The 13639-nt window shown below is 28.0% G+C and carries 17 protein-coding genes; 6 read left to right on the top strand and 11 right to left on the bottom strand.

Features of this window, described 5'->3' with window-relative positions:
* Positions 1-38: 38 nt before the first annotated feature.
* Complete coding sequence (locus HMPREF9127_RS02725) at positions 39-638, bottom strand: response regulator transcription factor (RefSeq protein ID WP_009447953.1); 600 nt, start codon at positions 636-638, stop codon at positions 39-41.
* A gap of 81 nt (positions 639-719) precedes the next feature.
* On the bottom strand, positions 720-1664 hold the full coding sequence (locus HMPREF9127_RS02720) for a sensor histidine kinase (protein ID WP_009447772.1): 945 nt from the start codon (positions 1662-1664) through the stop codon (positions 720-722).
* Positions 1665-1829: 165 nt separating this feature from the next.
* Here HMPREF9127_RS02720 and HMPREF9127_RS08895 point away from each other — a divergent pair, with 165 nt between their 5' ends.
* The 6 genes from HMPREF9127_RS08895 to HMPREF9127_RS08870 all read left to right on the top strand — a co-directional run bounded on the left by HMPREF9127_RS08895 (position 1830) and on the right by HMPREF9127_RS08870 (position 4913).
* Positions 1830-2255, top strand: a complete 426-nt coding sequence (locus tag HMPREF9127_RS08895; protein ID WP_009448453.1) for an ATP-binding cassette domain-containing protein — start codon at positions 1830-1832, stop codon at positions 2253-2255.
* Positions 2213-2758 (top strand): ATP-binding cassette domain-containing protein, encoded by a 546-nt coding sequence (locus HMPREF9127_RS08890; RefSeq protein ID WP_083814271.1) that lies wholly within the window; start codon positions 2213-2215, stop codon positions 2756-2758. The genes HMPREF9127_RS08895 and HMPREF9127_RS08890 overlap by 43 nt, the downstream gene beginning before the upstream one ends.
* Positions 2758-3336, top strand: a complete 579-nt coding sequence (locus HMPREF9127_RS08885) for a hypothetical protein (RefSeq protein ID WP_009447888.1) — start codon at positions 2758-2760, stop codon at positions 3334-3336. Before HMPREF9127_RS08890 ends, HMPREF9127_RS08885 begins: the two co-directional genes overlap by 1 nt.
* Before the next feature lie 140 nt (positions 3337-3476).
* A complete protein-coding gene (locus HMPREF9127_RS08880) occupies positions 3477-3809 on the top strand; it encodes a hypothetical protein (protein WP_255261674.1) in 333 nt (110 codons plus the stop codon).
* Positions 3799-4425 carry an ABC transporter permease gene (locus HMPREF9127_RS08875; RefSeq protein WP_009448082.1) on the top strand — a complete coding sequence of 209 codons (627 nt, stop codon included), beginning with the start codon at positions 3799-3801 and terminating at the stop codon, positions 4423-4425. The genes HMPREF9127_RS08880 and HMPREF9127_RS08875 overlap by 11 nt, the downstream gene beginning before the upstream one ends.
* Before the next feature lie 5 nt (positions 4426-4430).
* Positions 4431-4913, top strand: coding sequence for an ABC transporter permease (locus HMPREF9127_RS08870; protein WP_009447801.1), 483 nt, complete (start codon positions 4431-4433; stop codon positions 4911-4913).
* A 16-nt stretch (positions 4914-4929) separates the two neighbouring features.
* Here the strand turns inward: HMPREF9127_RS08870 and HMPREF9127_RS02700 are convergent, their stop codons facing one another.
* The 9 genes from HMPREF9127_RS02700 to HMPREF9127_RS02660 form a co-directional block, all read right to left on the bottom strand.
* Positions 4930-5616 (bottom strand): SdpI family protein, encoded by a 687-nt coding sequence (locus tag HMPREF9127_RS02700; RefSeq protein ID WP_009448221.1) that lies wholly within the window; start codon positions 5614-5616, stop codon positions 4930-4932.
* A 2-nt stretch (positions 5617-5618) separates the two neighbouring features.
* On the bottom strand, positions 5619-6737 hold the full coding sequence (gene tgt / locus HMPREF9127_RS02695; RefSeq protein WP_009447980.1) for a tRNA guanosine(34) transglycosylase Tgt: 1119 nt from the start codon (positions 6735-6737) through the stop codon (positions 5619-5621).
* Positions 6737-7780 (bottom strand): tRNA preQ1(34) S-adenosylmethionine ribosyltransferase-isomerase QueA, encoded by a 1044-nt coding sequence (gene queA / locus HMPREF9127_RS02690; protein WP_009447935.1) that lies wholly within the window; start codon positions 7778-7780, stop codon positions 6737-6739. The genes tgt and queA overlap by 1 nt, the downstream gene beginning before the upstream one ends.
* Positions 7781-7938: 158 nt before the next feature.
* A complete protein-coding gene (gene ruvB, locus HMPREF9127_RS02685) occupies positions 7939-8946 on the bottom strand; it encodes a Holliday junction branch migration DNA helicase RuvB (protein ID WP_009447872.1) in 1008 nt (335 codons plus the stop codon).
* 8 nt (positions 8947-8954) lie between these two features.
* On the bottom strand, positions 8955-9557 hold the full coding sequence (gene ruvA, locus HMPREF9127_RS02680; protein ID WP_009448079.1) for a Holliday junction branch migration protein RuvA: 603 nt from the start codon (positions 9555-9557) through the stop codon (positions 8955-8957).
* A 7-nt stretch (positions 9558-9564) separates the two neighbouring features.
* On the bottom strand, positions 9565-10059 hold the full coding sequence (gene ruvC, locus HMPREF9127_RS02675; RefSeq protein WP_009448181.1) for a crossover junction endodeoxyribonuclease RuvC: 495 nt from the start codon (positions 10057-10059) through the stop codon (positions 9565-9567).
* Positions 10060-10190: 131 nt separating this feature from the next.
* Positions 10191-10709: a hypothetical protein gene (locus HMPREF9127_RS02670; protein ID WP_009448261.1), complete on the bottom strand. Its 519-nt coding sequence runs from the start codon at positions 10707-10709 to the stop codon at positions 10191-10193.
* 112 nt (positions 10710-10821) lie between these two features.
* Positions 10822-11751, bottom strand: a complete 930-nt coding sequence (locus HMPREF9127_RS02665; protein WP_009448355.1) for a DMT family transporter — start codon at positions 11749-11751, stop codon at positions 10822-10824.
* A complete protein-coding gene (locus tag HMPREF9127_RS02660) occupies positions 11752-13482 on the bottom strand; it encodes a glucosaminidase domain-containing protein (protein WP_009448320.1) in 1731 nt (576 codons plus the stop codon).
* Positions 13483-13639 lie beyond the last annotated feature (157 nt).

The following is a 13639-nucleotide window of genomic DNA, read 5'->3' as shown; positions in this document are numbered from 1 at the left end:
AAGCCAACAAAATGTTGGCTTTTTGTGTGCTTGTTTATTTACTTCGTATAATAATATATTGCAAGTTGAGTTCTATCTCTAAGTTCTAACTTTTCTAAAATTCCTGAAATATAATTTCTCACTGTTCCCTCACTTAAAAATAATTTTTCAGAAATTTCTTTATTAGATAATCCCTTTGCAATTTGTTCTAAAATCTCAATTTCTTTTTGTGTTAAGAGTTCAAAATCTTTTTTTGTAGTATTAAAAAGATTTTTTAAATTCAGTTCATTATCTAAAATTTTATTTCCAAGACTTACAGATTCTATTGCAGGAATTAGCGATGCAACATTGTCCTTTAAAATAACTCCCAAAACTCCCTTATTCAAGGCTCTAATTATATCATCCCTATCATTAAAAGTTGTTAGTAGCATTATCTTAGCATCTTTGTCAAAATCTAAAATTTCTATTGCAACATCAACCCCATTTACATCTTTCATTCTGATATCCAAAATGACTACATCAATTTTATTTTCTTTATAAGTTTCAATAGCTTTTTTAGAATCCGTTGTTGCAAGTACAATTTCATAACCACTTTTTCCCAATATGGTACTTAGAGCATTTAATACTAATAAATCATCATCAACCATTAAAATTTTCATTATTCTCTCCCTTATCTATTGCAATATTTATCTTAAATCCATCATCTGTAATAACATTGAATAGCCCATTATATTTTTTTGCTATTTCTTCCATCGATAAAATACCAAGACCGTCATTTTTTCTATATTAATATTTTTTCCATTGTCAAAAATCGTAATTATATAAGAATTTTCATTTTCTATTATTCTTACGGTAAAACTATCTCCATTTGAATGTTTAATAAAATTAGAAAATGCCTCTTTTACAATGCTTAAAATGTCAAAACTTAAATTTTCATTCATCTTTGTTTTAACTCTATATATTAATTTTGACTTTACATTTGGAACATTTATAATTTTTTCAATAGAGCTTTCTAAGTCAAAAGCAGATTTATACATATTATGAATTATTTTTCTTATATCAACTAATCCACCTGATAAATTCTCCCTAATTCTTATAACTGAAGTTTTTATCTCTTCATCATCACATATTAATTCCAATGCTCTAAGTTCCAAAATAGAAGCTGAAATTGTATGTCCTATTGAATTATGCAATTCTTTTGAAATTTTTTCTCTTTCTTTTAAGATGCTCTCATAATTCTTTTTTTCTTCTTCAAGATACATACTTTTTAAGTTCTTTTGTAATTTATAATTTGTCTTATAAAAATTTAAAAATTCTCTATGGTAAAAAACTTTTCTTTCATATAGCTCCCTATCATATTGAGATAGACAAACAATTAGTAAAGACAATGTTAAAAAGTCAACTTCTTTTGTAATTAAAAACACAAAAAATATTGGAATATTGTATATTGACTTGCTATAAATTGCATAAATGAAAGAGAACATAAAAAATCTAAACTCCGGAAAATAGTAAATTATTATCAAGAAAATTACTGACAAAGCTAAACTATAATATATATTTTCATTAATTTCAACTATAAGCACAAAGATTAATGAAATCAAGCTAAAAATTGCAACATTAGCAAAACTCATTTTTTCTGAAAATAAAAACAAAAAGTTTAATAAAAAATACTTTAAAAATACCATAATATCTCCATCTAATTTAAAATAAATAAAACAATAATCATTTAAAAACTATTATAACTATTTTACCATATTTTTCAAAAAATTACATTTGTCATATTGATAAAATTACATAATACACTAATTTTTAAAAAAATTTGTTGATATAATATTGGTGAGGTGATAATTATGATTATAAAAATAGAAGATTTAATAAAAAAATTTAAAGAAAAAATTGTTTTAGACCATTTTAATTTATCTCTTGAAAAAGGAGATGTACTTGGACTTATAGGTCCAAATGGTTGTGGAAAGACGACTTCAATAATGTGTATGCTTTCTCTTTTGAAATATGACAGTGGAACTATTGAAGTTTTTGGAAAAAAAGATATTTCTAATGAATATGAAATTAAGAAAAAAATTGGAATTGTTCCTCAAGAACTTGCTGTTTTTAATAATTTAACTGTAAAAGAAAATATCGACTATTTTTGTGGTCTATATATATCTAATAAAAATGAAAGAAAAAGGCTTGTAAATGAAGCTATTGAATTTACAGGACTTCAAAGTCATGAAAAATGTTGGAAAAGAAGCTATCAGGTGGGCTTAAAAGACGTTTAAATATCGCTTGTGGTATTTCACATAAGCCTGAACTTGTAATTTTAGACGAGCCAACAGTTGCAGTAGATGCTCAAAGCAGAAAGTTTATCTTAGATGGAATTAAAAATTTAGCTGAAAATGGATCATCAATTCTTTATACTACTCACTATTTAGATGAAGCTGAATATCTTTGCAATAAAATTTCTATTATGGATAATGGAAAAAATATCTTAACCGGAGATATGCAAACTTTGATTAATGGAGTAAGTGTAAAAGAAAAGATTACAGTTGTAGGTTTTATAAAGCCCGAAATTATTTCTATTTTGGAAAAACAAGACGAAGTAATTGATATTGAAACAAAGGAAAATCAAGTAACTTTTAACTATTCAACTGATACAGGAAATATTAAAAAATTAATCTACCTACTTGATGAAAATAATGTAGTATATGAAGAAATTTTTTCAAAGAAACCAAAACTGGAAGATATTTTCTTAGAAATGACTGGAAAGGAGCTTAGAGAGTAATGGGAATTATATCTGCTTTAAAAGTAAATTTGTTAAATTTAACAAGAGATAAACTAGGTTTATTTTGGAATACTTTTTTCCCTATAATTTTAGCTACGTTTTTTTGTCTTATAATTCCTAATATAGGTAAAAATTTCGATAAAGTAAATGTTGGAATTAACAAAAACAATCCCCATGAATACATTTTAAAACAAATACCATATCTTAATCTTAAAGAAGTAAAAGAAGATGTTCAAACAGACCTAAAAAACAAAGAATATAAAGCTTTTATAGAAGATGATTTATCTTTAAAAATAATATCATCTAATTCAGAAGTTATGGTTGTTAAAAATATCCTTGACCAAATAAAACAAATGTATGAAACTAAAATTAATCAGGAAGAAATTATAAAAAATATTGATAAAGACTTTATAGAAGATAAGAACCATGGTGTTACAGGTGTCGAACCCATACTTTTTTCAATAATTATCTTGACAAGTCTATATACTATGTTTGATGGCGTTATCTATATAGATAATATATTATATGATTCGTCTGATTTTGCGGTAAGAATGTTAGTTTCTCCAATAAAAAATTAACTTATTTAATAAATGGGATATTATCTTCACTTATACTCTCAGGTTTAAATACTACAATATTGATTATTTATTTGAAACTAGTATTTGGGATAACCTTAATAACAAACTATTTTGCTTCAATTATCACTATACTTTTAATTATGATTTTTGGAATAACTATGGGAATGTTCCTTGCAGTTGCTCTAAAGGCAAAAACCGAAACTAAAACAATGGTTGGACTTGGATGTATTCTTCTAATGAATTATACTTCAGGAATGATGGGCTCAAGTGTAACAAATGCTATAACTTCAGCTTTCCCTATAATAAAAAAGATAAATCCAACATTCTATATGGAAAATGCACTATTAGGTGTAAATATCGCAAATGACAATAGCTACTTGATTACAATGGCTAAATTTATAATTCCATTTACTATAATTCTATTTGGAATTGCATTAATATATTTGAGGAGGCATAAGTATAATGATATTTAAAAATTATATGAAAATATTTATAAAAAATATAAAAGCAGTTTTATTTTCTTTCATAATTTTTATGGTTATGTTGATTATATTTACCAGCTCAAAAGATAATAATGTTGAATTTAAACCTATGAAGCTGGACTTAATGATAAATGATGAAGATAAAAGCGAAGAATCAAAAGCCTTAATAAATTATCTAAAAGAAAAACATAATGTAAAAGAAGAAAAAATTACAGAAAGTGAAGCAAGAAAACAAATTGTTGAGGATAAAATTATAGCTTATATAGTAATTAATAAAGATTTTAAACAAAATTTGTTAAATAATAAAAAAGCAATTTCAATTTTAGCACCAACAAAAACTTCATATATAACCTTTTTAAAAATAGATTTAAAAAGTTATCTCAATTACACATTGTCTGCAATAAATTCAAATGTTGATCAACAAGAGGTAATAAATACATTAAAGAAAGAGATTGATGTAAAGATAATAGATACTAAATTATATAATCAAGAAAAAGGAAAAGAAGCCTTTAAAACTACTTTTTTAATCCTAAGTTATATAGTTTTTATGAGTATAATTTCAATAATTATAAATATTGATGCTGAATTTAAAAAGAAAGCCTTTTAAAAAGAATGGCTTTGTCCCCTTATAGTCAAAAATCTCAAACTTTACAACAATTTTTAGCTCAGATAATAATATCTATATTAATATCAAGTTTTTATTTAGTTGTTTCAATTTCAAGAGTGAATGAATCAATAGCTAAAATTGATTTAGTATATATGAGTTTAGCAGTATTTATATTTTCATTTACTGCAATTTCACTTGGACAATTATTTGTATCAATCTCTAAAGATGTAAAAGTAGTAAACGGTGTAAATTCAGCTTTCACATTAATAATGGCATTTTCATCAGGAGTATTTTTACCGATGAAATTCTTACCACAAGCCCTAATTAATGTTTCTAAATTTATGCCACAATATTATTTTGTAAAGTTTTTAGAAGAAATAAATTTTGAAAAATTTTTACTATTTGTTGCATCACAAGTTGTGTTCATAGTTTTTTATACACTACTAGGAATATTCATAAAAAGATACAAATTAAAAGAAGTCGCTTAGGACTTCTTTTTTTAATCTATATTTTCTTGTCTTTTTCCTTATACATCATTTTGTATTTCATACCTATTGTTCTACTTATATAGTTTGATGATATTGCACAAATTATTAGTGTAAACAGTGTTGTTATATATAATTGACTTTGATTGCCTATTATCCAAGATACTATCGAGATAAAAATTCCACCTGCAATAAAGACAATTCCTGAAAATTTATTTGCAAATCCGAAAACTATATCATTATTCATTGTCCATTTATTTCTTATTGCAAATTCACTTTCTTTATTTACTCTTCTTAAATAAATTCCATATATTGTAGTCAAAATTGCAATTAAAGTGAAAACTATTCTAATTACATAAAATGGAATTTCCATTTTTGAATTTCTTAACATAAGTTTTAAAACTGAAAATGTAAAGTAATTACACATAATAGAAATAAGCAGATTTACAAAAGCTACAACAGTTACTCCTGTTGGGTAATTTTCATCATTAAATTTCTTTCTAACTCTTCTTAAATATGTTATTCCAAAGAATGATAATACTACATTTACCAAAGCAAATGTATAAATCATAAAGGAGCCTATAAAAACTTCTTTACCGTCTTTAATATAAGCAAAAACTGATGACGGTAGTACAGCAAAACCTGCTGTTGCCAAAATTATAGGTGTAATCGCTAAAATTAACAATAATTTTAAAAATTTATTCATTTCTAGTCCTCATATCCATACTTTTTATAGAATTCTTTTTTATATTCTAAAAATCTATCTTCTCTAATAGCTTGTCTTATATTTTCCATTGTTTTAAGTAAAAATCTTAAATTATGGATTGAAAGAAGTCTTGCCCCTAATATTTCATCAACATTTATCAAATGTCTTATATAAGCTCTTGTGTGATTTCTACAAGCATAACAATCACATTCATCATCAAGTGGAGCAAAGTCCTTTGCATATTTAGCATTTTTTATAACTAATTTCCCCTTTGAAGTCATTGCAGTTCCATTTCTTGCAATTCTTGTTGGAAGAACGCAGTCAGCCATATCAATCCCTGCTTCAACGGCTTCAAATAAATAATCCGGAGTTCCTACTCCCATTAAATATCTAGGCTTATTTTCAGGCATAAATTGTGTTGTATAATTTAGATATTCAACCATAATTTCTTTAGGTTCTCCTACACTAAGCCCACCAATAGCATATCCCGGTAAATCCATATCTATTGTAGCAAGTGCAGACTCTCTTCTTAAATCTTTGAACATTCCACCTTGAATAATTCCAAAAAGTGCCTGATTATCTGTATTTTTATGATAATCTTTACATCTCTTTAACCAACGTAAAGTTCTTTCCATAGAATTTTTTACATAATCATAACTTGCAGGATATGGTGCACATTCGTCAAAAGCCATCATAATATCAGAACCTAAATCATTTTGAATTTCCATTGATTTTTCAGGAGAAATAAAATGCTTTGAACCGTCAATATGAGATCTGAACTCTACACCCTCTTCAGTTATCTTTCTAATATCTCCAAGACTGAAAACTTGAAAACCACCACTATCCGTTAAAATTGGCTTATCCCAATTCATAAACTTATGAAGTCCACCAGCCATTCTAATAATTTCTTGCCCGGGTTTTAAATATAAATGATAAGTATTCCCTAAAATAATTTGTGAGCCTATCTCTTTTAACTCATCTACATTCATAGCCTTTACAGTTGCTCTCGTTCCTACGGGCATAAAAATCGGAGTTTCAATAACACCCCTACTTGTATATATTTTCCCAAGTCTTGCATTACAATCCGAAGACTTTTTTATCAATTCGTATTTTAATTCCATTATTTCTCCTTTTTAATAAGCATTGCGTCGCCAAAACTGAAAAATCTGTATTTGTTTTTCGTAGCTTCATTATATGCATTCATTATTATCTCTTTTGATGCAAAAGCACTGACAAGCATAATTAATGTTGATTTTGGCAAATGAAAATTTGTAATAAGGCAATCAACAACCTTAAACTCAAAACCCGGATATATGAAAATATCCGTATTCCCCTTACAAGCTACAAGTTCTCCGTATTTTTTATAAACTGTTTCCAAAGTTCTTACACTTGTTGTTCCAACTGCAAAAATTCTATTTCCTTGTTCCTTTGCTGTATTAATTATTTCAACACTTTCTTCTGAAATTTCATAATACTCATCATGCATTTTATGTTCCAAAACATTATCAACCTTAACAGGTCTAAAAGTTCCAAGTCCGACATGAAGAGTAACTCTTGCGATTTTAACTCCCTTTTCTTGAAGCTCTTTTAAAAGCTCATCTGTAAAATGAAGTCCTGCAGTCGGTGCTGCAGCTGAGCCATTGTGTTTTGCATAAACAGTTTGGTATCTATCTCTTTCTTCCAATTTTTCGTGAATATATGGAGGAAGTGGCATTGTTCCAAGTTCGTCCAAAATTTCTTCAAAAATTCCATCATAAGAAAATTTTACAAATCTTTCTCCCTCTTCACTTATACCTACAACTTCTCCAAGCAATTTTCCATTTCCAAACTCAACTTTTGAGCCTATCTTCATTTTCTTTCCGGGCTTAACCAAAGTTTCCCAAGTATTATCCTCGTGCTTTTTCAAAAGCAAAACTTCTATAGCCTCATCTTTACCGGGTCTTGCTCCAAAAAGTCTTGCAGGAATAACTTTAGTATCATTAATTACCAAAACATCATCTTTTTTTATATAATCAACAATATTTTTAAAATTTTTATGTTCTAAATCAAAATTTTCTCTATTTACAACTAAAAGTTTTGAACTTGATCTATCCTTAAGTGGAAACTGAGCAATCAAAGACTCATCAAGCTCAAAATCAAAATCATCTGTTTTTAAACTATTCATTAACTCTCTTCCTTTTATTAAATTATAAAATACATCTACAAGCTTATATTATATATTGTTTTTCAATATTTTTCAAATTTTTTTAAAGTAAACAACCATTTTTAAAATAAATTTATTTACATCTTCTTAAACACAAAAAAGTAACAATCAAATAATCGTTACTTTTTTATCCTTCCAAAATGTTTATATGCTTTTTCAGTTACAATTCTTCCTCTGCTTGTTCTACTTAAAAATCCTATTTGTAGCAAGTAAGGTTCATAGACATCCTCAATTGTAATTCTCTCCTCGCCTGTGGAAGCAGCTATTGTATCAATTCCAACAGGACCTCCTGAGAAATTATCTATTATTGTAGTTATTATTTTTCTATCTATTGTGTCAAGTCCAAGAGAATCCACTTCTAAAATATCAAGTCCGTCTTTACTAGTTTGTAAATCAATTTTTCCATTTCTCTTAACCTGAGCAAAGTCTCTAACTCTTTTTAAAAGTCTGTTTGCAATTCTAGGTGTTCCTCTGGAACGTCTTGCGATTTCTAGCGCTCCATCAGGTTCAATTTCAATTCCCAAAATTCCTGCAGATCTTGTAATTATCTTTTGTAAGTTTTCAATACTGTATAATTCAAGACTCAACATAATTCCAAATCTGTCACGAAGTGGTCCTGTAAGTTGTCCTGTTCTTGTCGTTGCCCCTATCAAAGTAAATTTTTCAAGATCAATTCTAAGGCTTCTGGCACTTGGACCCTTTCCAATTATTATATCAAGTGCATAGTCTTCCATTGCAGGATATAAAATTTCTTCAACACTTCTATTTATTCTGTGAATTTCATCTATAAACAAAACATCATCTTTACTTAAATTCGTCAAAATACTTGCAAGGTCGCTTGGCTTTTCTATGGCAGGACCTGAAGTAACTCTGATATTAACGCCCATTTCATTTGCAATGATATTTGCAAGAGTTGTTTTTCCAAGTCCCGGAGGACCATAAAGCAAACTATGGTCAAGAGGCTCATTTCTTGTTTTTGCAGCCTCAATAAAAATTTTAAGTCTTTCTTTTGCTTTTTCTTGACCAATATATTCATCAATCCATTTCGGTCTTAAACTGGTTTCTATTTCAATATCTTCTCTTGAAAAACCTGTACCGATAATTCTATCTTCATAATCTTCAAACATACTAACACCTATAATTTTTTCATACTAAGTTTAATTATATCTTCTATTTCCATTTCATCAATATTTATACTTGAAAGAAATCTCTCAATATCATTTTTAATAAATCCTAAATTAATTAAAGCGTCTGAAACAAGTTCTCTTTTTTCCAAGTCTTTTCCACTATCTAAAGTTGAAACTTCCATTCCTGAAATATCTTTACTACTTATACTGTCAATAGAAATTTTATCCTTTAATTCCAAAATGATTTTTTGTGCAGTTTTCTTTCCCACACCTTTAGCTGTGGCAAGAGCAACTGCATCTCCATTTACAATAGTCAATTTCAAACTATCAACAGACATTGATGATAAAATTCCACATGCCACCTTTGGACCAATACTATTTACACTTACAAGTAGTTTAAACATTGAAAGTTCATCCATAGTTTTAAATCCGAACAGAGCGACATAATCTTCTTTTACTATGTAATCTGTATAAATTGTATAAAAATCTCCAACAGTTACATTAAATAATGTATTGTTGGAAGTAAAAATCTTATAACCTATTCCACCATTATCTATAACAATATAATCATTATAGATAAATTTAAGTTCTCCACTAATATATTCGTACATAAAACACCTATTTCATTCTAAATTGTTCTTTAAATTTCAAGCTAAAAAAATGACAAAGTGCAATTGCCAAAGCATCAGCTGCATCATCAGGTTTAGGAACAGATTTAAGTTTAAAAATCATCTTAACACTCTCTTGCATTTGCTTTTTATCCGCTCTACCATATCCCGTAATAGCTTGTTTAACTTGTAAAGGAGTATATTCATAAGCCAAGATATTTTTCTTTATAAAAGATAATATTTCAACTCCTCTAGCCTGTGCAACATTGATTACAGTTTTTACATTTTTGTTAAAGAAAAGCTCTTCAATAGCCAGTTCATCAACATTATGTAGTTCTATCAATCTATTCAATTCTTCATCAATAATTTTAAGCCTATCAGGAAGTGGAATTCCTGCTTTTGTTTCAATTACTCCATAATCTATAAGTCTTACTCTATTCCCGATAGCCTCTATAATTCCATAACCAACAATTGCAATTCCGGGGTCTAATCCAAAAATAATCACAAAAAATCCTCCAATACTATCAAATATGATAACATAAAAAACAATTTTTTCAATTAAGATTATTTTAGAATTTTTTCATAAAGTAATTTTATGCACAAAAAAAGCAAGAATCAAATTCTTGCTTCTTAATCTTATTCGTAATCTTCACAGCTTAGTAAATCTTCTCTCTTAACTTTTCCTTTTTCATCATAAGTCATTTTACTAAAGTTGATTAAATGTGGAATACCATCTAATTTTCTACATTCGATTAAATGAACAACTTTGCTTAAATCTCCAACTTCTTTAGCTTGAACTTTCATAATTTTCATCATTGAATATTTAAGTTCAGTTTCTTTGAAAGTAATAGTTCCCATACCTTTTTTATTGAAAGCAGCTTGAACCATTGATTCACAATTTTCTTCTGTAAGTGCAGGAATTAAAATATAATCTACATCACTTGCAGCTTCGATTCCAGCTTCATCTTTAACTTGAGCAGTCTTATGTGAACCTTTAGCAACAGCCATTATAGCTGCCATAAATGGTCTTATTCCGGCAGATCTATGTCCTGAAATAATTAAAGTTTCTCCTTTAGCAATAGCTTCTTCGATATATAGACCATGTTCTTCTTTCATGTAACCTGAGTCTACACTTTTTTGTAACATTGGATGCATACAAATTTCCTCCTTTTATTTTTCATATATATTTATTATACTACATTTTCAGTTTTAAATAAATACTTTATCATCAAATTATTAAAATAATTTATCTATTTTTGCATAATCTCTAACCGCTAAATGATAAAGCTATTACTGATATGGTTACAATAACAACACCTATCAATAAAGTTACAGTAAGTGGTGTAGATAAAAATATTACTGATAATACAACACTCCATAAACTAAAAGTGCTATTTAGAGCCATTCCTTTTGGAACTCCATTTAATTTCATTGCTTTATAATAAAGCAAGTAACTTAATCCAGCAAAAAATCCTGCAAAAAGCAGATATTTTATTACATTCAAACTTTGTATTGTTGTAATAAAACCACCAAATAAACCTGATACAGGTAAAACTATAAATAATATACTTAATCCAGAAATTAATTCCCTAATATTTAAAATAATTTCTTCCTCAAGTTCCTCTTTAGTTGCAAAACTTACAATAGTGGCTTCAATTCCCCAACTAAAACTTGCAAGTAAAGAAAATAAAACTCCAAGATAAAAATATGGATAATTTCCTGTAGGTTTTGTATATGAAAGAATAAATGTTCCTACAATACAACATACAATACATATAAATGTTTTTAAATTTATTTTTTCTTTCAAAAATATGAAAGATAAAATTGTTCCAAACATTGGACATAATGCGGAAATTGGAATCGCATAAGCAGGACCTGCTAGAGAAATGCCCATAATATATGAGCATTGTCCAACAGGCCCTCCAATTAATCCCGCAAAGCAAACCCATTTTCCGGTATTTGTTTTTAAAGCGGGTAATATCATTTTCAATTTCCTTAAAATTCCATTGTATCCAAGAACAAATAATCCTGCAAATAAATCGTTAAATCCCGCAAAAACTAAAGGTAGAAAAAATATAATTTTCCCATTATAGTTTTTAATCAGTTCGCTTTTCATAAGCAGAGATAGTACCATACCATTTACTGCCCAGATAAAGCCTGATGAAAGCCCAATAAATTCGTTCTTAATTTTTTTCATCTAAGGTTTTACTCCGTTCGGAAAAATTTGCTTATCTAATTCTCTTAATCCATGCTTATCAATAATATTGAGTAACTTTTGTCCATATCCTGGATCAGTAGCATAAGTTCCTGTTAATGCCCTTGCAGCTTCTTCAGGAGTTTTCGCAGCTAAAACACCTGAATAATATTCAGTAAGCCATTTGTTTTTTGTAAATAACTTTGCATAATATTCAAAAGTTTCATCATATCCAGTAAATTTCATAAATTTAGCTATTATATAATATTTTTTACCGTTTTTATATTCCGCAGTTCTTATTTCATAATATCTTGAAGGAGGAGTATCTTTAGCAGCTTTTATTCCAAAAAGATTATAGATAGGTGGAGGAGATAAACTGTCAGTTCCATAACCTGTTTCCAAACAAGCTTGAGCAACTGCTATTGAAGGGAATAATCCTTTACCCTTAATAGATTTTAAAACTCCAGGAGAAATCTTATCTATAAACTCGGATTGATATGTTTTTCTCTTATATTTTCCATTTACAAAATCTCTATATCCTGACTCATCTTTTGCTCGTCCGGTAAATTTTTCTCCATCTTGAAAAAAGTACCAATCATATCCATCATCATACCATCCATTAGTATATTTTCCGTTATAGAAGTATTTTCTTCCATTACCATCTATTCCATAACCAGTATGTTTAACTCCATCTTGGAAAAAGTACCAATCATATCCATCATCATACCATCCATTAGTATATTTTCCTTCATAAAAATATCTTTTTCCATTGCCATCTATTCCATATCCGCTATATTTTTTTCCATCTTGGAAAAAGTACCAATCATATCCGTCATCATACCATCCATTAGCTAATTCACCATTTTTAGTATAAAATACTCCATCTATATAGCCATTTTCTGTTTTTGCATATTTTCCATTTATAAAATCTTTATAACCTGATGCATCTTTTGCTCGCCCGGTAAATTTTTTTCCATCTTGGAAAAAGTACCAATCTTCGCCGTCATTACACCACCAATTTGCATATTTTCCTTCATCAAAATATTTTTTCCCTGAAGCATCTTTTCCATAGCCTGTATGTTTCTTTCCTTCTTGAAAAAAATACCAGTCTTTTCCGTCATTATACCACCAATTTGCATATTTTCCTTCATCAAAATATTTCTTTCCTGATGCATCTTCTCCATAGCCTGTATACTTTACACCGTTTTGGAAAAAATACCATCCTTTGCTATCATCATACCACCAGTTTGCATATTTTCCATTGTCAAAATATTTCTTTCCTGATGCATCTTTCCCATATCCATTATATTTCTTTCCTTCTTGGAAAAAATACCAATCTTTACCATCATTACACCACCAGTTTGCATATTTTCCATTGTCAAAGTATTTCTTTCCTGATGCATCTTTCCCATACCCTGTATGCTTTACACCGTTTTGAAAAAAGTACCAATCTTCCCCGTCATCAGACCACCAATTTGCATATTTTCCATTATCAAAGTATTTCTTTCCTGATGCATCTTTTCCATAGCCATTATATTTCTTTCCGTTTTGAAAAAAGTACCAATCTTCTCCATCGTCATACCACCAATTTGCAGGTTTTCCATCGTCTCCATAAAAAATTTTATTTTTATACTCTGCAGCTTCAACTTTTTTTTCATTACTGTATGAATTTTTAATAATCAGTACACTTAATAATAACATCGAAAAAATTAAAATTTTCTTGCTTATTTTCATAAATACCTCCTAATAAATATTTTAAATTTACCATCTGATGTTAATAATTTTATCATATTTTTCATACAACATCAATAAATAGCTAAAAATAAGCAACAAAAATTACAAAATTATTACAAAACTGTTACAAAATTTTAAGACTTAATTTTTTATAATA

Source organism: Parvimonas sp. oral taxon 393 str. F0440 (assembly GCA_000223315.2).
In the GTDB taxonomy this organism is placed as follows: domain Bacteria; phylum Bacillota; class Clostridia; order Tissierellales; family Peptoniphilaceae; genus Parvimonas.
Note: the sequence above shows the minus strand (reverse complement) of the source record. Positions and strands in the feature narration are given on the sequence as shown.